The organism is Streptomyces sp. AF1A (assembly GCF_047340315.1).
Lineage (GTDB): Bacteria > Actinomycetota > Actinomycetes > Streptomycetales > Streptomycetaceae > Streptomyces.
Genome location: NZ_JBLEBI010000080.1, coordinates 1 through 20,262, shown reverse-complemented (window position 1 = coordinate 20,262; position 20,262 = coordinate 1). Strand labels below are relative to the sequence as shown.

Genomic DNA, 20,262 nt, shown 5'->3' with positions numbered 1-20,262 from the left:
ACTGACGTGTGCGTCTGTTGATGGCCCGTCCAGCGTAGTCAGCCGGGCGGGGGCGGGAGCACGGCGCCCGATCGCTGAGACGGGGCCGACCCGGTGACGCTTGCGTCCGGGTTGCGAAGGCCGGGCGGTTTATGATGCAAAGATGCCGTTATTTGCCGATTCGATCACACTCGGAGCAATGGCATGACGTCTGACACCTCGCGACGCACGGTGCTCGGTACGGGCGCGGCGGCGGCGCTCGCGCTGGGTACCGCGGCCTGCGGCGGCAACAAGAACTCCTCGTCCACGGCCTCGCCCGCCTCCCCCACCTCTCCGTCCCCCACCTCCCCGCCCGCGAACGGGTCCCCCTCCTCCCCGGCCGCCGGCGGACAGGCGCTCGCGACCACCGCCGAGATCCCCGAGGGCGGCGGCAAGATCTTCAAGGCGCAGAAGGTCGTGGTCACCCAGCCGTCCAAGGGCGACTACAAGGCCTTCTCGGCGATCTGCACGCACATGGGCTGCACCGTGAGCCGGGTGGCGGACGGCACCATCGACTGCCCCTGCCACGGCAGCAAATACCACATCGCCGACGGCGCGGTGGCGCACGGTCCCGCGACCCGTCCGCTGCCCCCGAAGTCGATCAAGGTGGAGGGAAATTCCATCCGCCTGACCTGACCGGTCCGCGTACGCTCCCGGCATGCAGCCCGAGGACCTGGTACGCGACCACACGATCTACTCCTGCGTCATGGGGTCACGGGCGTTCGGCCTGGCGACCGACGCGAGCGACACCGACCGGCGGGGCGTGTTCCTCGCGCCCACCGAGCTCTTCTGGCGGTTCGAGAAGCCGCCGACGCATGTGGAGGGGCCCGGCGAGGAGCGGTTCTCCTGGGAGCTGGAGCGGTTCTGCGAGCTGGCGCTGCGCGGCAACCCGAACATCCTGGAGTGCCTGCACTCCCCGCTGGTCGGGCACGCGGACGGCAGGGGCCGTGAGCTGCTGTCCCTGCGCGGCGCCTTCCTCTCCCGACAGGTCTACGACACCTTCACCCGGTACGCCCTCGGCCAGCGCAAGAAGCTCGACGCCGACGTCCGGACGACGGGCGCCCCGCGCTGGAAGCACGCCATGCATCTGCTGCGCCTGCTGACGAGCGCCCGCGACCTGCTGCGCACCGGAGAGCTGCACATCGGCGTGGGCGACCAGCGGGAGCCGCTGCTCGCCGTGAAGCGGGGCGAGGTGCCCTGGGCCCGGGTGGAGGCGTGGATGGCCCGGCTCGCGGCGGAGACGGAGGAGGCCCTGCCGGGCACCCCGCTGCCGCCGGAGCCGGACCACGCGCGTGTGGCCGACTTCCTGTTCCGGGTGCGCCGGGACTCAGCGCGCCAGGCGGACACGCACCACGAAGTCGTGCAGGGCGTCGTGGGCGGTAGGCGCCTCGGGCAGGACTGAGGCGGCCTGCGCCTCGTCGAGCACCGCGTGCAGCCGTTCGACGTCGGCGGCCACGCGCTCGCGGTCGACGGCGGCCGTCCCGTGCTCCCGCTCCGCCTTGGCGGCCATCAGCTCCGGCACATAGGCGGGGGCGTCCACCAGCTCCAGCAGGGTGGGGAGATGGGCCTGCACCTCGCCGCCGCGCATGAGGTGGATCCCGGTGAGCAGCACCCGGAACGTGTAGAGCAGCGGCTTGAGTTCGCCGGTCTTCTCGAACAGCCGCCACTGCGTCACCGCGAACCCCCGGTAGTGGTGGGCGTGGTGGCTGGTGAGCACGCCGGGGGCCAGGTCGGCCAGCTCGCGGTGCCCGTCGGTGGTGTGCACGACGAGCGGCGAGAGCAGCTGTTCCAGCACATAGCCGTTGCGGCGCAGCATCAGCCGTACGAACTTGCGCAGGTCGTGGGTGACGAGGTCCAGCTCGACGCCGTAGCGCACCCAGGCCCGCGACCGGGTCTCCTCCGGCTCGTGCAGCCCCAGGAGATCGGCGGCGGGCAGCAGATGGACACCGCGCAGGTCCACGTCCGAGTCCTGCGAGGGGAAGCCGTACAGGTGGGCTCCGGAGACGGTCGCGAACAGCAGGGGGTCGGGCTGCTCGGCGACCACGGGCCTCAGGTCCAGGTCGAGGTTGTCGATCACGGGGCTAAGCGTCCCAGAGCGCGCCCAGCCCCAACAGGTCGCCCCGGTACTCGATGCGCTCGGCCCAGTCGGCGGGCCAGGCGTCCGCGCCCAGCCACGCGCCCGCGAAGGCGCCGGTCAGGCAGGCGATGGAGTCGGAGTCGCCGGACGAGCAGGCGGCCCGGCGCAGGGCGGTGACGGGCTCGCCGGGGAAGAGCAGGAAGCACAGCAGCCCGGTGGCGAGGGCCTCCTCGGCGATCCAGCCCTCGCCGGTGGCCAGGCAGGGATCGACCTCCGGGGAGGTGGTGCGCACGGCCTCCTCCAGCCGGGCGAGGATACGCAGGCACTCGTCCCAGCCGCGCGCGATGAAGTCCTCGGGGGTGGGGTCCTGGGACCGGGTCCACAGGTCGCCGAGCCAGGTGTGGTCGTAGCGGGTGCGGTTGTCGAGCGCGTAGGACCGCAACTGCCCGACCAGGCCGGCCGGGTCGGTGCCCCCGGCGAGCAGGTGAACGGCGCGGGCGGTGAGGTCGGAGGCGGCCAGCGCCGTGGGGTGGCCGTGGGTGAGCGCGGACTGCAACTGGGCGGCGCCCGCGCGCTGTTCGTCGCTCAGCCCCGGGGCCAGCCCGATCGGGGCGACGCGCATGTTGGCTCCGCACCCCTTGGAGCCGAGTTGGCTGGCGTCCTGCCAGGGCCGGCCCTCCTCCTTGAGCAGGGCGCACGCGGTGAGGCAGGTGTTGCCCGGGGCGCGGTTGTTGTCCGGCGACTGGTACCAGTCCACGAACTCCTCGCGCAGCGGCCGCTCCAGGCGCTGCGGCGCCAGGTACCCGCGCTCCATGGCCGTGCGGAGCCCGCGCCCGAGGGCGAGGGTCATCTGCGTGTCGTCGGAGACGAAGGCCCGCTGCGGCAGCTCCATCTCCCGCCAGGGCCCGCACTTGGCGAGGATCTGCGGCACGTCGTTGAACTCGGTCGGGAAGCCGAGGGCGTCCCCGAGGGCGAGGCCGAGAAGTGCGCCGGTAGCCGCCTGCTGTGGCATGAGAATCACCGTCCCCCTTTATCGTCATCTTGACAATAAAGGGGGACGGTGGTCAGCGCAAGGGGCGCTTCTAGAGATCGACTTCCTTCATCAGCATGCCGACCTCGGTGTTGGACAGGCGGCGCAGCCAGCCCGACTTCTGGTCGCCGAGCGTGATGGGCCCGAAGGCCGTGCGCACGAGCTTGTCGACCGGAAAGCCGGCCTCCGCCAGCATCCGGCGCACGATGTGCTTGCGGCCCTCGTGCAGGGTCACCTCGACCAGGTAGTTCTTGCCGGTCTGCTCCACCACCCGGAAGTGGTCCGCGCGCGCGTAGCCGTCCTCCAGCTGGATGCCGTCCTTCAGGCGCTTGCCGAGGTCGCGCGGGATCGGGCCGACGATGTGCGCGAGATAGGTCTTCTTCACGCCGTACTTCGGGTGCGTGAGGCGGTGCGCCAGCTCACCGTGGTTGGTGAGCAGGATGACGCCCTCGGTCTCGGTGTCGAGCCGGCCGACGTGGAAGAGCCGGGTCTCGCGGTTGGTGACGTAGTCGCCCAGGCACTGCCGCCCCTCCGGGTCCTCCATGGTGGAGACGACACCGGCGGGCTTGTTCAGCGAGAAGAACTGGTACGACTGCGTCGCGACCGTCAGGCCGTCGACCTTCACCTCGTCCTTCTCCGGGTCGACCCGGCGGCCCTGCTCGGTGACGATCTCGCCGTTGACCTCGACGCGGGCCTGGTCGATCAGCTCCTCGCAGGCGCGCCGGGAGCCGTAGCCCGCGCGCGCGAGGACCTTCTGCAGCCGCTCGCCCTCCTGCTCGGCGCCCGGGAAGGTCTTGGGCAGCTTGATGTCCTTCTTGCCGGCGTACCGCTCCCGGTTGCGCTCCTCGACCCGCGTCTCGTACTCGCGCGAGCGCGCGGGGGCCGTACGACCGCGCTGCTGGGGCTGTTTGGGCCCGCCCTTCACGCCGCCCCGCGCGGAGCCGCCGCGCCCGGACTTGGGGCCGTCCTTGGTCGCGCCGGGGCCGACGTCGTAGCGGCGCTCCTCCGGGCGGGGCTTGCGGGGACGGCCCTGCCCCTGCCGCTCGTCCCGGTTGTTGCCGGCGCCGCGGTAGTTCCCGCGTCCGCCACTCTTTCCGCTGCCGCTGCTTCGCATCAAGGTTTCCGTCTAGTCGTCTTCGTCCTGAGCACCGGGCGCGTCGGGCGCGTCCGGGTCGAACGACGGGACCCCCTCCTGGGTCTCGGCCTCGATCGCCTCCGCCTCCGGGAGGAAGGGCGCGAGCTCCGGAAGCTCGTCCAGGCCACGCAGGCCCATCCGCTCCAGGAAGTAGTTCGTCGTCCTGTACAGGATCGCACCTGTTTCGGGTTCCGTGCCCGCCTCCTCGACCAGACCGCGCTGCAGGAGGGTGCGCATCACGCCGTCGCAGTTGACTCCGCGCACGGCGGAGACGCGGCTGCGGCTGACCGGCTGGCGGTAGGCGACGACCGCGAGGGTCTCCAGTGCCGCCTGGGTGAGGCGGGCGGTCTGGCCGTCCAGGACCAGCCGCTCTACGGCGGGCGCGTAGGCGGCGCGGGTGTAGAAGCGCCAGCCGCCCGCGACGTACCGCAGCTCGAAGCCGCGGCCCTGCACGGTGTACTCGTCGGCCAGCTCGCGCAGCGCGTCCGCGATCTGCCGCTTCGGCCGCTCCAGGATCTTGGCCAGGTGGTCCTCGCCGGCCGGCTCGTCCACGACCATGAGGACCGCCTCCAGGGCGGGCTTGAGGTCGAGTTCGGCGACGCCGCGCAGCCCCTGCGGGAGCTCGGTGGTGTCCTCGGTCACGGCTTCTCCTCCTCCTTGGGCGCCTCGGGCGGCCGGTCGAACTCGTCGGTGACCACGGGGGCCGCGTCCCCCTCGCCGCCCGTCCAGCGCACGATCAGCTCGCCGAGCGCCGCCTCCTGCTCCAGAGCGACGGCCTTCTCCCGGTACAGCTCCAGCAGCGCGAGGAAGCGGGCCACGACCGTGAGGGTGTCGTCGGTGTCCTCCACCAGCGCCCGGAAACTGGCCTCGCCCAGCTCCTTCAGCCGCGCGACCACGATCCCGGCCTGCTCCTGCACGCTGACCAGCGGGGCGTGGATGTGGTCGACGTACACCTGCGGCTTGGGCTTGGGCTGCATCGCCTTGACCGCGAGCCGGGCGAAGCCCTCGGGCCCGATGCTGATGACGACCTCGGGCAGCAGCTCGGCGTGCTCGGGCTCCAGGCCGACGGTACGGGGGTGGCGCCGGGCCTCCTCGTCCATGCGCGCGTTGAAGATGTCCGCGATCTGCTTGTAGGCGCGGTACTGGAGCAGCCGCGCGAACAGCAGGTCCCGGGCCTCCAGCAGTGCCAGGTCGGCCTCGTCCTCCACCTCGGCGGCGGGCAGCAGCCGGGCCGCCTTGAGGTCGAGCAGCGTGGCGGCCACGACGAGGAACTCCGTCGTCTGGTCCAGGTCCCAGTCGGGGCCCATGGCGCGGATGTGGGCCATGAACTCGTCGGTGACCTTGGACAGGGCGACCTCGGTGACGTCCAGCTTGTGCTTGGAGATCAGCTGGAGGAGAAGGTCGAAGGGGCCCTCGAAGTTCGACAGGCGGACCTTGAAGACGCCGTCACGGGACTCCTCGGGCTCGGACACCGCGAACCCGTCGGGTACGACGGCTCCGAGCGCCCCCGCCTCGATCGGGGCCTCGCCCTCGGCGGGCGCCTCCGCCTCAGCAGTGACCTCGACCTCGATCGGGGCCCCGCCCTCGACGGGCGCCTCCGCCTCAGCAGTGGCCTCGACCGCAGCCGGCGCCTCCGCCTCGGCCGGTACTGCCGCCTCCGCCCGGATCTCCGCCCCGGGCTGGGCCTCCACCTGAGCCACGACCTCGACCGCAGCCGGCGCCTCTGCCTCTTCGGCCGGTACCTCCGCCTCGGCCGGTGCCGCCGCCTCCGCCGCGACCTCCGCCCCGGACGGGGCCCCTGCCTCCGCCGGGATCTCCGCCTCGGGGGCGGGCTCGGTCCTCGGTGGCACCCGCGGGACCCCCGGTCCCCGTCCCAGCGCACGCCGACGGGCGGCACCGGCGCCGGAGGGGGGAACGTCGTTCGAGGTCATAGCCCCCGCAGGCTACCGCTACCGCCCACGCAGCCGCCGCACGAGGATGCTCGCGTCCCCGCGGGACTCCAGGTCCGCCAGGACCACGGCCACCGCCTCGCGGACGATGCGCCCGCGGTCCACCGCCAGCCCGTGCTCGCCGCGCAGCACCAGGCGCGCGTGCTCCAGGTCCATCAGCTCCTCGGCGGAGACATACACCGTGATCTTCTCGTCGTGCCGCTCGCGCCCGCTGGGCCGCCGGGCCGCCTGACGCCCCCGCTTGCGCGGCTGCGCGGCGGCGGCAGAACCTTCCTGCGCCGCCTGGCGCCGCGCCGGCCGGGCGCGGGACTCACCGTTCTCGGCGGGCGGTGCCTCCGCCGCGACGTGCTCCGCGCCCTCGCCGTCGCCGCTCTGCACGGGCACGGACGGCGGCACGTCCTCGGCGGCGGCCGCGTCGTCGCTCTCCCCGGCGGGAGCCGGCACCCGGGCCTCACCGTTGGCCGTGCGCCGCGGAGTCGACGGCTGGAGCGCCATCCCCCCTGTCGTACGGAAGAGTTCGTCGGCTCCGGGCAGACTCACTCGGCGTGACACCGGGCGAGCACCTCCCTGGCGAGCTGGCGGTAGGCGGCGGCACCGACGGAGTTGGAGGCGTAGGTGGTGATCGGCTCACCGGCGACCGTGGTCTCCGGGAAGCGGACCGTACGCCCGATGACCGTGTGGTAGACGTGGTCCTCGAACGCCTCGACGACGCGCGCGAGCACCTCACGGCTGTGCACGGTGCGCGAGTCGTACATCGTGGCGAGGATGCCGTCCAGCTCCAGGTCGGGGTTGAGCCGCTCCTGGACCTTCTCGATCGTCTCGGTCAGCAGGGCCACGCCGCGCAGGGCGAAGAACTCGCACTCGAGCGGCACGATCACCTTGTGCGCGGCCGTCAGCGCGTTGACGGTGAGCAGGCCGAGCGAGGGCTGACAGTCGATCACGATGTAGTCGTAATCGGGCATCAGCGGCTTGAGCGCCCGCTGCAGCGTCGACTCGCGCGCCACCTCGGAGACCAGCTGGACCTCGGCGGCCGACAGGTCGATGTTGGACGGCAGCAGGTCCATGTTGGGGACCGCCGTCTTCAGCAGGACCTCGTCGGCGGACATGCCCCGCTCCATGAGCAGGTTGTAGACCGTCAGGTCGAGTTCCATCGGATTGACGCCGAGGCCGACCGACAGCGCGCCCTGCGGGTCGAAGTCCACGAGCAGCACGCGCCGGCCGTACTCCGCGAGCGCGGCACCCAGGTTGATGGTCGACGTGGTCTTGCCGACGCCGCCCTTCTGGTTGCACATCGCGATGATCTTCGCGGGGCCGTGGTCGGTCAGCGGGCCCGGGATCGGGAAGTACGGCAGCGGGCGTCCGGTCGGGCCGATGCGCTCGCGGCGCTGGCGGGCCGCGTCGGGCGCGAGCGTGGCCGCGTACTCGGGGTCGGGCTCGTACTCGGCGTCGGGGTCGTAGAAGTGCCCCTCGGGCAGTTCGTCGTAGTCGGCGAAGTGGTTGTGGGGCGCGCCACTTCCGTCGCCGGCCATGGCGTTCACGTGATGGCCATCCATGCTCTGGTGTGCAGTCCCGGCCGCGTGCGGACCGGAACTCTGGTGGGCTGCGAAGGTGCGCACAGCTACGGAGCCGACAGCCTCGAATCCCGCGGGGCCCTGGCCCCGTGCGGGCATTCCTGGTCGACCACCCCCGGGAGAAAATGTCGACTCATTCACAAGTCGTCTTACCTCCTTGGTGACCAGGAAACTTCTAGACAAGGTCAGCGTGGCACCATGCCGACGGTTGGCGACTCTATGGCGTGTCGGCGGTCCGCAGCAACACAATCCGCCGGACCCGGCAGGATGTGTCGGCAATGAAACATCTCGCTGTCAAGGGCGTACGGCCGTCGCACAGCAGGTTTCACCGGTGTACGAATCGGTCGAAGGGTTGCGTTCGAGGCGAGTTGGCCAAGAGTCGCCAAGTGACCATACACACATCCGGCCGGACCTTGTCGGGCAAGGTCCGGCCGGGTGCGCGCCGTTGACGACGTGTGTTGACGAATCGCCTTTTACCCGCTGGTGACTTAGCGACTCGGCAGGTCACAGGGGCCGGCGGGGCCTCAGCCGAGCAGGGCCTCCAGCTCGGCGTGCTCCAGGCCGTGCGCCTCGGCGACCTCCTTGTAAACGACCTTGCCGTCATGGGTGTTGAGGCCCTTGGCGAGCGCGGCGTCGCGGCGCAGCGCCTCCACCCAGCCGTTGTTGGCGAGCGAGACGATGTACGGCAGCGTCGCGTTGGTGAGGGCGTTGGTGGAGGTGTTGGGCACACCGCCCGGCATGTTGGCGACGCAGTAGAAGACCGAGTTGTGGACCTGGAAGGTCGGCTCGGCGTGCGTGGTGGGACGGGAGTCCTCGAAGCAGCCGCCCTGGTCGATCGCGATGTCGACAAGGACACTTCCGGGCTTCATCCGGGACACCATCTCGTTGGTGACCAGCTTCGGGGCCTTGGCGCCCGGGATGAGGACCGCGCCGATGACGAGGTCGGCGTCCAGGACGGCCTTCTCCAGCTCGAAGGCGTTGGACATGATCGCCTTGACCTTCGTACCGAAGATGCGGTCGGCCTCGCGCAGCTTGTTGATGTCGCGGTCCAGCAGGGTCACCTCGAAGCCCATGCCGACGGCGACCTGGGTGGCGTTCCAGCCGGAGACGCCGCCGCCGATGACCACGGCCTTGGCCGGGGTCACGCCCGGGACGCCGCCGGGCAGCACGCCGCGGCCGCCGGCCGCGCGCATCAGGTGGTAGGCGCCGACCTGCGGGGCCAGCCGGCCCGCGACCTCGGACATCGGGGCGAGCAGCGGCAGCGCGCGGTTCGGCAGCTCGACGGTCTCGTAGGCGATCGCCGTGGTGCCGGACTCGATGAGGGCGTCCGTGCACTCCTTGGAGGCGGCCAGGTGCAGGTAGGTGAAGAGGATCTGGTCCTTGCGGAGGCGGTGGTACTCCTCCGCGATGGGCTCCTTGACCTTGAGCAGCAGGTCGGCGGTGGCCCACACCTCGTCGGCGGTGCCCAGGATCTGGGCACCGGCGGCCACGTACTCGTCGTCCGTGATCGAGGAGCCGAGGCCGGCGCCGCGCTCGATGACGACCTGGTGCCCGTTGCGCACCAGCTCGTGCACACCGGCGGGGGTGATGGCCACCCGGAACTCGTTGTTCTTGACCTCGCGGGGGATGCCGACCTTCACGTCGATCACGGTCCTTGGCTCAGAGGGTATGGGGGTGCATTGAAGACGTACCCAGACATGCGGGGGCATACCGGGAGACACCGCAGGAGCACGCGGCAGAGCCAGTTTAATGAAGGTGTTGCGGCTGTCTAGCCTTTCATTGCATCAATCTTCAGTTGATGGACTGCGGATTTCGCAGGCATTAGCGTCGCGTTCCGGGCGTGGTTCGCTCTCCGCCGTCTCCTCGTCGAGCAGGTGCTCGGCCGCCGAGCGGTGCAGCCGGGCGGCGGTCGGGTCGCCGAGGCGCTCCAGGGTGTCGGCCAGCCGCAGCTGCAGCGCGGCCTGCAGCCGGACGTCCTCCGCGCGCCGCGCCCACTCCACCGCCTCCAGGCAGGTCTGCAGCGACTCCTGGGGGCGGCCCGCGTACTCCTGGACCCGGGCGGTCTCGCTCAACGCCCGCGCGTGGGAGGCCACATCGCCGCTCCTGCGGTAGGCCGCTGCGGCCGCCCGCCAGTTCCGCAGCGCCTCTCCGTAGCGGCCCGCGTAGGTGTGGGCGGTGGCCATCCGCCCGTACAGCCGGGCCGCCTCGGCGCGCTCGCCCCGGGCCAGCCGTTCGGACAGGGCCCGCCCGAACCAGTCGGCGGCCCGGTCGTAGTCGCCGAGCTCCTGGTGGGCGCCGCCTACGGATTCCATCGCGCGGCCGGTCGCGTAGGGGTCGTTCGCCTCCCGTGCGGCGTCCAGCGCGGCCCGGTAGCGGGCCAGCGCCTCCCGGGTGCGGCCGGTCTGCGCGTCGAGATCGCCGAGGTTCAGCAGGGCCGCGGCCTTCTCCCGGGGCAGTCCGCGTCGCTCGGCCACGTCCAGGACGAGGCCGTGCACGCCGTACAGGTCGGCGGCGGCCTGGGTCCCGACATGCGCCGCCAGCGCCCTCACCAGCTGGGACAGCAGCCGCCGGGCCAGGGTGTCCAGCTCGCCGTCGGCCACCGCGAGCCGCGCGGAGGCCAGCAGGGCGGGCCGCCGGATGCGCAGCCAGTCGGCGGCCGCCCGGGGGTTCGGAAACCGCAGCGCGGGCGGCATGGCCTGGAGCTTCTCGCGGGACTGCGGGCTGTCCGTCTCGGTGATCGCCCGGCAGGACTGCAGCAGCCGTACCGTCCGCTCCAGCATCCGGGCCCGGGCCAGCTGCAGCTCCGCGGGCCGCTCCCGGCGCTCCGCGGCGGCGCGCAGCAGCGGGTGCAGGCAGCCGGGGACGCCGTACTCGGGCAGCGGCGAGTCCGCCGCGTGCAGCAGGCCGTGGGCGACGAAGTCCTCCAGGGCGGCGCGGGCGGCCTCCACGGAGCAGCCGGCCAGGGCGGAGGCGGTGTGGGCGTCGATCAGGCCGGCCGGGGCCAGGGAGAGCAGGCGCAGTATCCGGGCGGCCTGGCCGGGCAGCTCGTCGTACACCAGCTTGAAGACGCGGGCCAGCGGGGTGCCGTCGGCCGCCTCCACACCGCCGTCGGCGACCGTGTGCATCCGCTTGGCGAGGTCGGAGACGGCGGCCTGGGGGCGGGCGGCGAGCCAGCCGCCGGCCAGCACGAGCGTGGCCGGGTGGGCCTGGCACGCCTCGACCAGGCTCTCCGCGGAGCGCGGGTCGACGGTGATGCGGACCGAGCCGGTGTAGCGGGTGAGGAGTTCCACCGCGGACTTGGTGTCGAGGCCGCCCACGGTGCAGGGGCGGACGTTCGCGATGCCGGTCAGCGGACCGCAGGAGACGGCCACCACCAGGCAGTCGGGGGCGTCCGGGATCAGCGCGTCCACCTGTTCGGCGCCGGCCGCGTCGTCCAGGAGCAGCAGCGCCCGCCGGCCGGCCAGGGCCGCGCGCAGGGAGGCGGCCAGGTCGTCCTCCGCGGCACCGGCCGGGGCAGGCTGGGACAGCGCGGCGAGCAGGTCGCGGGCGACGCGCTCGACGGGCACGGGCGTGCCGTCGGGCTCGCTGAGCCGGGCCCGCAGCACCCCGTCGGGGTAACGGTCGGCGATCCGGCGGACGAGTTCCTCGGCGAGGCCGGTGCGGCCGGAACCGGGGCGGCCGGCGATGAGGAGCACGCGCGCGCGGGGCGCCTTGCGGCCGGAGAGGGTGTCCAGTCCGGCCCGCTCGATGTCGGCGCACAGTTGCTTCAACTCGCGTGTGCGGCCCAGGAAATGGTCCTCCGGCGCCGGGCGCGCGGCAGGCCCCGCACCGCCTGTGTCCACCGCCTGATCCGTCACGGGCCACGCTCCCGTCCCACACCGCACGCGCAAGCCCGCGGGATCTTCCGCCACGGGCGTGCACCCTGTGTTTGCTCCCTCGCCGCGACGAGCCTAGTTCACGCTCTGCGACGTTCCGGATGGAGCACGACGGACGCGTCCCCCGATCGGATCAGGCGATGGTCACACCAATGCGTGAAGGTGCCCTTCAGGACTCGAAGGGGCGCGCGGGCCACGGCGCGTCGGCCGGGCGCAGGGCCTCCAGGCCGTCCCCGCCGCGGGCGGCCACCAGGGAGAGCACCCCGACGACCAGGCAGTTGTTGTGCAGGTCGCCGGCCAGGACGCGGCGCACCAGCTCGTCGACCGGCACGCGCGCGTGCTCCATGTCGGTCTCCTCGTGCTCCGCCACGAAGCGCTCCCCGTCGGCAGCGGACAGGTCCCGGGCGAGGAAGATCCGTACGGCCTCGTCGCAGCCTCCGGGCGTGGTGTAGACGTCGGTCAGCACCCGCCAGTCCTCGGCCTTGACGTGCGCCTCCTCGTACAGTTCCCGCTGGGCGGCGTGCAGCGGGTTCTCGCCGGGCACGTCGAGCAGGCCGGCCGGGATCTCCCACAGCTTGTGCCGCACCGGGTGGCGGTACTGGTTGATCAGCAGCACCCGGTCATCCTCGTCGAGGGCGAGGACGGCGACCGAGCCCGGGTGGACCTGGTAGTCGCGGCGGGCCACCGAGCCGTCGGGCATGACCACGTCGTCCGTGCGGACGGAGGTCTTGTTGCCCCTGAAGGGGGTCTCCGTCGCCCGGATCTCCCACTCCTCGGGGGTGTCCTTGATCGTCATGCCCTGTCCTTCCACACGTGCGCGAGCGGCCGGGGCACGATCGTTTTGAATGCGCGCGCCCCGGCCACCGTACAACTCCCGTGTTACTTCGAGATCTTCCGCTCGACGGCGGCCTTCACCAGACCGGCGAACAGCGGGTGCGGGCGGGTCGGCCGCGAGCGCAGCTCCGGGTGCGCCTGCGTGGCGACCAGGTAGGGGTGGACGTCGCGCGGGTACTCCACGTACTCCACGAGCTTGCCGTCCGGCGAGGTGCCCGAGAAGAGGATGCCGGCCTTCTTCTCCAGCTCCGCGCGGTAGGCGTTGTTCACCTCGTAGCGGTGCCGGTGCCGCTCCTCCACGTACTCCCTGCCGTCGTACACCTCGCGCACGATGGAGCCCTCGGCCAGCTTGGCCGGGTACATGCCAAGGCGCATGGTGCCGCCCATGTCGCCCTCGCCGGCGACGATGTCCAGCTGCTCGGCCATGGTGGAGATGACCGGGTGGGCGGTGGCCGGGTCGAACTCGGTGGAGTTGGCGTCCGGGATGCCGGCCAGGTTGCGCGCGGCCTCGATCACGATGCACTGCAGGCCCAGGCACAGGCCGAGCAGCGGGATCTTGTTCTCGCGGGCGTAGCGGATGGCGCCGACCTTGCCGAGCACGCCGCGGTCGCCGAAGCCGCCCGGGATGCAGATGCCGTCGACGTCGCCGAGCTGCGCCTTGGCGCCGGCCGGGGTCTTGCAGTCGTCGGAGGTGACCCACTTGATCTTCACGCGGGCCTTGTTGGCGAAGCCGCCGGCGCGCAGGGCCTCGGTGACCGACAGATAGGCGTCGGGCAGGTCGATGTACTTGCCGACGAGCGCGAGGGTGATCTCGTGGTCGGGGTTGTGGACGCGGTCCAGCAGGTCGTCCCAGGTGGTCCAGTCGACGTCGCGGAACGGCAGGTCCAGCTTGCGCACGACGTAGGCGTCCAGGCCCTCGGAGTGCACGACCTTCGGGATGTCGTAGATCGAGCGGGCGTCCGGGCAGGCGACGACGGCGGCCTCGTCGACGTCGCACATCAGGGAGATCTTGCGCTTGATGGCGGTCGGGACCTCGCGGTCGCAGCGCAGCACGATCGCGTCCGGCTGGATACCGATGTTGCGCAGCGCGGCGACCGAGTGCTGGGTCGGCTTGGTCTTCAGCTCGCCCGACGGGCCGATGTACGGCAGCAGCGAGATGTGCACGACGAAGACGTTGTCCCGGCCGACCTCGTGGCGGACCTGGCGGACGGTCTCCAGGAACGGCAGCGACTCGATGTCGCCGACGGTGCCGCCGACCTCGGTGATGACGACGTCCACCTCGTCGGTGGCCATGCGCCGGATGCGGTGCTTGATCTCGTTGGTGATGTGCGGGATGACCTGCACCGTGTCGCCCAGGTACTCGCCGCGCCGCTCCTTGGCGATCACGGTCGAGTACACCTGGCCGGTGGTGACGTTGGCGGTGCCGTCCAGGTCGCGGTCGAGGAAGCGCTCGTAGTGGCCGATGTCCAGGTCGGTCTCGGCGCCGTCGTTGGTGACGAACACCTCACCGTGCTGGAAGGGATTCATCGTGCCCGGGTCGACGTTCAGGTACGGGTCGAGCTTCTGCATCACGACACGCAGACCCCGGGCCTTGAGCAGCATGCCCAGGCTGGAGGCGGTGAGGCCCTTGCCGAGCGAGGAGGCGACACCCCCGGTGACGAAGATGTGCTTGGTCGTCGTGGCTGTGCTGGATCGGAAAGCGGCGGGCGGCATGGCCAAGAGGGGGCTCCCGTGGTCGCGGTCTGTCGTGCGGTACGGCTCCCGGCCCGGACGCCTCCGGTGGTGCCGTCGCTGCGGTTCGGGGGTTTCGGGCCCACCGGTCCACGGGCTACCAGGGTATCAGCGCCCGGAGGGGATGGCTTCCGGCCACCGTCCGCTTCCGACCGGGCACGATGTGGCTCGCGCCATGTACCGACATGGGCGCGCATGGGTCACACTGTCATCATCCCTGGCTCACTCGTTCGGCCCACACGGGTTGCCCGGAGCGGCACGCAGATCATCTACGTGCGTCGTATCCTGCTCGGACACTCACTGCCGAGCGCGGCCGGAACGACGGCACACCCCCGCCTGCACCACCCGGAACAACGAGTGCGCGGCAGTTCGTTGAGCAGAGACTGTCGTGTTGCCATACGGATCGGCGGGCTGCTTTGCTTCACCGCTCAACGACGCACAACAACAACCCCTTGACCGCACTAGCGACAGCCCCCTGCGCGGGGGTGACGTGGCCGTTCGACTGGAGTTGCACGTGGCCGGGCGCATCGAAGACTACGCACTCATCGGAGACATGCAGACCGCAGCCCTGGTCTGCCGGGACGGCACGGTGGACTGGCTGTGCCTGCCCCGCTTCGACTCGCATGCCATCTTCGCCGGCCTGCTGGGCACCGAGGAGCACGGCTTCTGGCGGCTCTGTCCGGCCCACGCCGCCGACTCCCCGGCACCCGCGGCCGCCCGGCGCAGCTACCGCGGCGACTCGCTGATCCTGGAGTCGGAGTGGGACACCCCGCGCGGCACGGTGCGCGTGACCGATTTCATGCCCCCGCGTGACGGCGCCCCGCAGCTGATCCGGGTCGTGGAGGGCGTCACCGGCCGGGTGCCGATGCGCTCGGCGCTGCGGATGCGGTTCTCCTACGGCCGGGTCGTGCCCTGGGTGCACAAGAACGAGGCGCGCACGGTCGCCGTGGCCGGGCCCGACTCTGTGTGGTTCGACACGGACGCCGAGACCTACGGCAAGGCGCTGACGACGTACGCCGACTTCACCGTCGCCCCCGGTGACCGGATCACGTTCACGATCTCGTGGCAGCCCTCGCACAAGGAGCCGCCGCCGCTGCCGGAGCCGGAAGCGGCGCTGGAGGCGACGGAGGAGTTCTGGCGCGAGTGGGTGGAGCACTGTACGTACCACGGTCCGTACCGCGAGGCGGTGATCCGCTCGCTGATCACGCTGAAGGCGCTGACCTACGCCCCGACCGGCGGCATCGTGGCCGCGCCCACCACCTCGCTGCCCGAGGACATCGGCGGCGTGCGCAACTGGGACTACCGCTACACGTGGCTGCGGGACGCGGCGATCACCCTGTCCTCGCTGCTGCGCACCGGTTACCGCGAGGAGGCCCGCGCCTGGCGCGAGTGGCTGCTGCGCGCCGTCGCCGGCGATCCGGAGAACCTGCAGATCATGTACGGCCTGGCCGGCGAGCGCGAGCTGGGCGAGGCCGAGCTGGACTGGCTGCCGGGCTATGAGCACTCCGCTCCGGTCCGGGTCGGCAACGGCGCCGCGCACCAGCTCCAGCTGGACGTCTACGGCGAGGTCACCGAGGCCCTGCACCTGGCGCACATGACCGGTCTGGCCCGGCACGACTACGCCTCCCTGCTCCAGCTGAAGCTGATCCGCTACCTGGAGGACCACTGGCAGGAGCCGGACGAGGGCATCTGGGAGGTGCGCGGCCCGCGCCGGCACTTCGTGCACTCCAAGGTGATGGCCTGGGTCGCGGTGGACCGCACGATCAAGCTGATCGAGTCCGGCTACGCGGACGGCCCGCTGGAGCGCTGGCGCGAGCTGCGCGACGACATCCACCGGGACGTGTGCGAGAAGGGCTACGACAAGGAGCGCAACACCTTCACCCAGTCCTACGGCTCCCAGGAACTGGACGCCTCGCTGCTGCTCATCCCGCAGATGGGCTTTTTGCCCCCGGACGACAAGCGGGTCATCGGCACCATCGAGGCGATCCAGCGCGAGCTGTCCACGACGGACGGGTTCATCCTGCGCTACCCGACGGAGGGCGACCACCGGGGCGTCGACGGCCTGCCCGGCGACGAGGGCGCCTTTCTCGCCTGCTCGTTCTGGATGGCGGACGACCTGGCGATGATCGGCCGGGTGGACGAGGCCCGCAAGCTCTTCGAGCGGCTCCTCGCGCTGCGCAACGACCTCGGTCTGCTCGCCGAGGAGTGGGACCCGCGGCTCAAGCGCCAGGTCGGCAACTTCCCGCAGGCCTTCAGCCACGTGCCGCTGATCGACACCGCCCTGCGGCTGACGGCTTCGGGGGCGTACGGCGGCTGAGCGGGCGCGCGATCGGCGCCGGCGCCGAGGAACCCCCGTCCGGCCGGCCGACGGCGCGCTGCGCGGCACGGCACGCCCCTAGGCTGGTAGCGGACAGACACCCCTTTTCCGGAAGGGGGCCGTCATGGCTTCCTCCTCGAAGGCGGGCTCGGCGCTCGCCGCGCTGCGCGAGGATCTGGTCGGCGAGGTGCTGGCCCCCGAAGACGCCGGTTACGACGAGGCCCGTACGGTCTTCAACGCGATGATCGACCGGCGGCCCGCCGTCGTCGCCCAGTGCGCGGACGCCGTCGACGTGGTCCGGGCCGTGCGCTTCGCCAGGGACCTGGACCTGCCGGTCGCGGTGCGCGGCGGCGGGCACAGCGTGGCCGGTGCGGCCCTGGGCGACGGCGCGCTGGTGGTGGACCTGCGCCGGATGCACCGCGTCACCGTCGACCCGGCGGCCGAGGCGGTCCGGATCGAGGGCGGGGCCACGATCGGCCACCTGGACCGGGCCACCGGGCCGTACGGCCTCGCCACCACCGGCGGGCGCGCCTCCACCACCGGGATCGGCGGCTTCGTGCTCGGCGGCGGCACCGGCTGGCTGGACCGCGCGTTCGGTCTCGCCGTCGACAACCTCCTCGGCGTCGAGCTGGTGACCGCCGACGCCGAGCGGGTGCACGCGAACGCCGACGAGAACCCCGAGCTCTTCTGGGCCCTGCACGGCGGGGGCGGCAACTTCGGCATCGCCACCGCGCTCACCCTGGAGCTGCACGAGCTGCCGGAGTTCTCGATCGTCCTGCTGATGTGCCTGCCGGAGTTCGGGCCGGACGTGGTCCGCACCTTCCGCGAGATCATGCGCACCGGGCCGGACGAGGTGAGCGGCGCGGTGCTGTACCTGACCGGTCCGGCCGAGGAGTTCGTGCCGCCTGCGCTGGTGGGGCGGCTGCTGTGCGGGGCGCTGCTGACGTACGCGGGCGGCGAGGGCGACCTGCGCAAGCTCGCCGAGCCGCTGCTCGCGCTGCCGCACGAGGTGGAGCTGGCCGGCGACATGCCCTACGCGGACGTGCAGTGCATGCTGGACGTCCCGTTCGGGCTGCGGAACCACTGGTCGGCCGAGTACCCGACGGACCTGCCCGACGAACTGGTGGACGCCTTCTGCGCCCGCGCGGACGGCATGCCGGTGCCCACCCGCAGCCGGCAGATCCTGTTCCCGCAGGGCGGGGCGGTCGCGGCCGGCCCGCACGAGTACCCGGTGCCGTACCGGGACGCGCCCTGGGCCGTGCATCCCCTCGGCATCTGGGCCGACCCGGCCGAGGACGAGCGGGCGATGGACTGGGTGCGAAACGTGCGCGCCGCCGCACGGCCGTGGAGCGGCGGGGCCGTGTACCTGAACTTCATCGGCGACGAGGGCCCGCAGCGGCTGCGGGCCGGCCTGGGCGAGGGCAACCTGCTGCGCCTGGAGAAGGTGAAGCGGCGGTACGACCCCGACAACGTCTTCCGCTTCAACCACAACATCCGGCCGGTGTAGCCGGGAGATGTCCTTCGTGCGTTCACGCAGGTAGCGTCCGCTGCATGGACAGCGGCACGGAGAGCACACCCGCCACGCAGGGCGCCGGGATCACCGTTCAGCGGGCGCTGGAGCTGCCCGGACTGCGCAGCGGGCTGCCGGAGATCGTGGCGGGCGCCGACCGGCTGAGCCGTACCGTGCGCTGGGTGCACGCGGGCGAGGTACCGAACATCGCCTCGCTGCTCAAGGGCGGCGAGCTGCTGCTCACCACCGGCTACGGCCTGGGCGCCCGGCCGGCCGAGCAGCGGGCGTTCGTGCGCACGCTCGCGGAGCGCGGGATCGCCGCCCTGGTGGTGGAGCTGGGCCCGCGCTTCACCAGGCTGCCGGCCGCGCTGGTGGACACCGCCCGCGCCGCCGGGCTGCCGCTGGTCCAGCTGCACCGCGAGGTGCCGTTCGTGACGGTCACCGAGGAGATCCACACCGAGATCGTCAACGGCCACTACGCGCTGCTGCAGCGGGCCGAGGAGGTGCACCGGCGCTGCACCGAGGCCCTGCTGGGCGGCGGCGGGGTGCCGCAGGTGCTGGGCATCCTGGCCGGCTTCAGCGGCAACCCGGTGTTCCTGGAGACCTCCGACGGCCGGCTGCTGTACGCGGCCGGCGAGGGGCCCGAGGGCGCGGACCCGCTGCAGGTGTGGGAGGGGCTGCGCGGCCCGCACAAGGACGCTCCGCCGCCCGCCGGTTCGGTGCTGGTGGACGTGCCGGGCGGCGGCCCGGGGACCCCGGGTGCGATCCGGGCCCGCCTGGTCCTGCTGCCGGTGCGCTCACCGCTGGCTCCGGTGCACCGGATCGCCGCCGAGCGGGCCGCGGGCATCCTGGCCGTGGTGCTGATGCAGGCCCGGCAGGAGGAGGAGCTGGCGGCGCGCGGCCGCGGCGACTTCCTGACCGACCTCGCCGAGGGCCGCATCACCGCCGAGGACGCCCCGGCCCAGGCCCGCGTCCTCGGCTTCAAGCCCGGGAACAGCCCGCTGCTGCCGGTGGTGATGCGGGCCGGCGATCCCCTCTCGCCGGGCGGGGGCTGGGCGGTGCTGGCGCGGGCGGTCTCCGAGGAGCTGGCCGGGGTGGGGGTGCCGGTGCTGCTGGGTGTCCGGCCGGTGGAGGGCCGGGTGCTGGTGCTGCTCGGGCTGCGTGCGGAGTCGGAGCGGGCGGCGGTCGCGGACCGGGTGGCGGCGGCGCTGCGGGCGGGCGTGGAGCGCGCCGGGATGCGACGGCCGGGCTCGCCGCCGCCGGTGGTGGTCGTCGGCGTGGCGGGCGGCTGGGCGGCAGCCTCGGCCGGCCTCAGGCACGCGGCGGAGACGGCGGCGGCGGCGCAGGGCCTGAGCGACCGGCCCTGGTACGACGCCCGCCGCCTCGACATCGACCTGCTGCTGTGGCGGCTGCGCGACCACCCGGACCTCGCGGCCTTCGTGGACCGGGCGATCGGCCCGCTGCGCGACCACGACCACCGCCACAAGCCGCCGCTGCTGCCCACCCTGGAGACCTACCTCGCGCACGCCGGCCGCAAGGCGGAGACGGCCCGCGAACTGCACCTCAACCGGCAGACCCTGTACAACCGCCTCGCCCGCATCGGCGAGTTGCTGGGCACCGACCTCGAGGACCCGCAGACCGTGCTGGCCCTCAGCCTCGCCCTGCGCGCCCGCCGGCACGTGCCCTAGGCCAGGGGCCGGGGCTGGGTCAGCTCGTCGTACACGCTGAGGACCTGGGCGACCGTCTCGTCCTCCGTGGGCCAGCCGGCGGACTGCCGTACGCCGCGCTCGCGCAGCAGCTCCCGGCGCTCGGGGTCCGCGAGCAGCCGTACGACGGCGGTGGCGAAAGCCTCCGGATCGCCGTACGGGACGAGTTCGGCCGCGTCGCCCACGAGGTCGGGGATGCCGCCGACGCGGGTCGCGACGAGCGGTACGCCCGTGTACAGCGCCTCCTGCGCGAGCACGGACCGCGACTCCCAACTGCTGGGCAGCAGCGCGAGATCGGCGGCGGCGAGCAGCTCGGGCACGTCCTCGCGGCGCCCGACGAGCCGCACCGGCAGCCGCTCGTCCTCGATCCGCGCCTGCAGCGACGGCCGCAGCGGCCCCTCACCGGCGACGACGACCAGCGGCGCCGGGTCCAGGTCCCGCCAGGCGCGTGCCGCGTCGAGCAGCACGTCGTAGCCGCGGTGCCGGTCCAGGGAGCCGACCGCGACGAG

17 protein-coding genes are annotated in these 20,262 nt (G+C 72.5%); 5 read left to right on the top strand and 12 right to left on the bottom strand.

Annotated elements, in window-relative coordinates; translation table 11 throughout:
* Nucleotides 1–183: 183 nt before the first annotated feature.
* Together ACLU3S_RS21265 and ACLU3S_RS21260 are read left to right on the top strand one after the other, a co-directional pair.
* The gene (locus tag ACLU3S_RS21265) at nt 184–654 is read left to right on the top strand and encodes a Rieske (2Fe-2S) protein (protein ID WP_413953500.1); all 471 of its coding nucleotides are present in this window, start codon (nt 184–186) and stop codon (nt 652–654) included.
* Nucleotides 655–676: 22 nt separating this feature from the next.
* Nucleotides 677–1,420, top strand: a complete 744-nt coding sequence (locus ACLU3S_RS21260; protein ID WP_413953499.1) for a DNA polymerase beta superfamily protein — start codon at nt 677–679, stop codon at nt 1,418–1,420.
* Here the strand turns inward: ACLU3S_RS21260 and ACLU3S_RS21255 are convergent.
* From ACLU3S_RS21255 to ACLU3S_RS21205, 11 genes are all read right to left on the bottom strand, one after another.
* The gene (locus ACLU3S_RS21255; RefSeq protein ID WP_413953498.1) at nt 1,346–2,095 is read right to left on the bottom strand and encodes a DNA polymerase beta superfamily protein; all 750 of its coding nucleotides are present in this window, start codon (nt 2,093–2,095) and stop codon (nt 1,346–1,348) included. The two genes, ACLU3S_RS21260 and ACLU3S_RS21255, sit on opposite strands and share 75 nt — an antisense overlap.
* Before the next feature lie 4 nt (nt 2,096–2,099).
* Nucleotides 2,100–3,107 carry an ADP-ribosylglycohydrolase family protein gene (locus ACLU3S_RS21250; protein ID WP_413953497.1) on the bottom strand — a complete coding sequence of 336 codons (1,008 nt, stop codon included), beginning with the start codon at nt 3,105–3,107 and terminating at the stop codon, nt 2,100–2,102.
* A gap of 70 nt (nt 3,108–3,177) precedes the next feature.
* Nucleotides 3,178–4,239, bottom strand: coding sequence for a pseudouridine synthase (locus ACLU3S_RS21245; RefSeq protein ID WP_413953496.1), 1,062 nt, complete (start codon nt 4,237–4,239; stop codon nt 3,178–3,180).
* Nucleotides 4,240–4,251: 12 nt separating this feature from the next.
* Complete coding sequence (gene scpB, locus ACLU3S_RS21240) at nt 4,252–4,902, bottom strand: SMC-Scp complex subunit ScpB (protein ID WP_413953495.1); 651 nt, start codon at nt 4,900–4,902, stop codon at nt 4,252–4,254.
* Nucleotides 4,899–6,191 carry a segregation and condensation protein A gene (locus tag ACLU3S_RS21235; RefSeq protein ID WP_413953494.1) on the bottom strand — a complete coding sequence of 431 codons (1,293 nt, stop codon included), beginning with the start codon at nt 6,189–6,191 and terminating at the stop codon, nt 4,899–4,901. Before ACLU3S_RS21235 ends, scpB begins: the two co-directional genes overlap by 4 nt.
* An 18-nt stretch (nt 6,192–6,209) precedes the next feature.
* A complete protein-coding gene (locus ACLU3S_RS21230) occupies nt 6,210–6,761 on the bottom strand; it encodes a hypothetical protein (RefSeq protein WP_413953493.1) in 552 nt (183 codons plus the stop codon).
* Nucleotides 6,746–7,879, bottom strand: coding sequence for a ParA family protein (locus tag ACLU3S_RS21225; RefSeq protein WP_413953492.1), 1,134 nt, complete (start codon nt 7,877–7,879; stop codon nt 6,746–6,748). The genes ACLU3S_RS21230 and ACLU3S_RS21225 overlap by 16 nt, the downstream gene beginning before the upstream one ends.
* 425 nt (nt 7,880–8,304) lie before the next feature.
* Nucleotides 8,305–9,420 carry an alanine dehydrogenase gene (gene ald / locus ACLU3S_RS21220; protein ID WP_413953510.1) on the bottom strand — a complete coding sequence of 372 codons (1,116 nt, stop codon included), beginning with the start codon at nt 9,418–9,420 and terminating at the stop codon, nt 8,305–8,307.
* 144 nt (nt 9,421–9,564) lie between these two features.
* Nucleotides 9,565–11,637, bottom strand: coding sequence for a tetratricopeptide repeat protein (locus ACLU3S_RS21215; RefSeq protein ID WP_413953491.1), 2,073 nt, complete (start codon nt 11,635–11,637; stop codon nt 9,565–9,567).
* Between the two features lie 187 nt (nt 11,638–11,824).
* Nucleotides 11,825–12,451 carry an NUDIX domain-containing protein gene (locus ACLU3S_RS21210; RefSeq protein ID WP_413953490.1) on the bottom strand — a complete coding sequence of 209 codons (627 nt, stop codon included), beginning with the start codon at nt 12,449–12,451 and terminating at the stop codon, nt 11,825–11,827.
* An 83-nt stretch (nt 12,452–12,534) separates the two neighbouring features.
* Nucleotides 12,535–14,202: a CTP synthase gene (locus ACLU3S_RS21205; RefSeq protein WP_413953489.1), complete on the bottom strand. Its 1,668-nt coding sequence runs from the start codon at nt 14,200–14,202 to the stop codon at nt 12,535–12,537.
* A 532-nt stretch (nt 14,203–14,734) separates the two neighbouring features.
* Here ACLU3S_RS21205 and ACLU3S_RS21200 point away from each other — a divergent pair.
* The 3 genes from ACLU3S_RS21200 to ACLU3S_RS21190 all read left to right on the top strand — a co-directional run bounded on the left by ACLU3S_RS21200 (nt 14,735) and on the right by ACLU3S_RS21190 (nt 19,735).
* The gene (locus ACLU3S_RS21200; RefSeq protein WP_413953509.1) at nt 14,735–16,537 is read left to right on the top strand and encodes a glycoside hydrolase family 15 protein; all 1,803 of its coding nucleotides are present in this window, start codon (nt 14,735–14,737) and stop codon (nt 16,535–16,537) included.
* A 124-nt stretch (nt 16,538–16,661) separates the two neighbouring features.
* Nucleotides 16,662–18,044 carry an FAD-binding oxidoreductase gene (locus ACLU3S_RS21195; RefSeq protein WP_413953488.1) on the top strand — a complete coding sequence of 461 codons (1,383 nt, stop codon included), beginning with the start codon at nt 16,662–16,664 and terminating at the stop codon, nt 18,042–18,044.
* A gap of 44 nt (nt 18,045–18,088) precedes the next feature.
* Nucleotides 18,089–19,735, top strand: coding sequence for a PucR family transcriptional regulator (locus tag ACLU3S_RS21190; RefSeq protein ID WP_413953487.1), 1,647 nt, complete (start codon nt 18,089–18,091; stop codon nt 19,733–19,735).
* Here ACLU3S_RS21190 and ACLU3S_RS21185 read toward each other — a convergent pair.
* Nucleotides 19,732–20,262, bottom strand: a 531-nt coding sequence (locus tag ACLU3S_RS21185) for a glycosyltransferase family 4 protein (RefSeq protein WP_413953486.1), incomplete at its 5' end; no start/stop codon positions are given. The genes ACLU3S_RS21190 and ACLU3S_RS21185 overlap by 4 nt on opposite strands.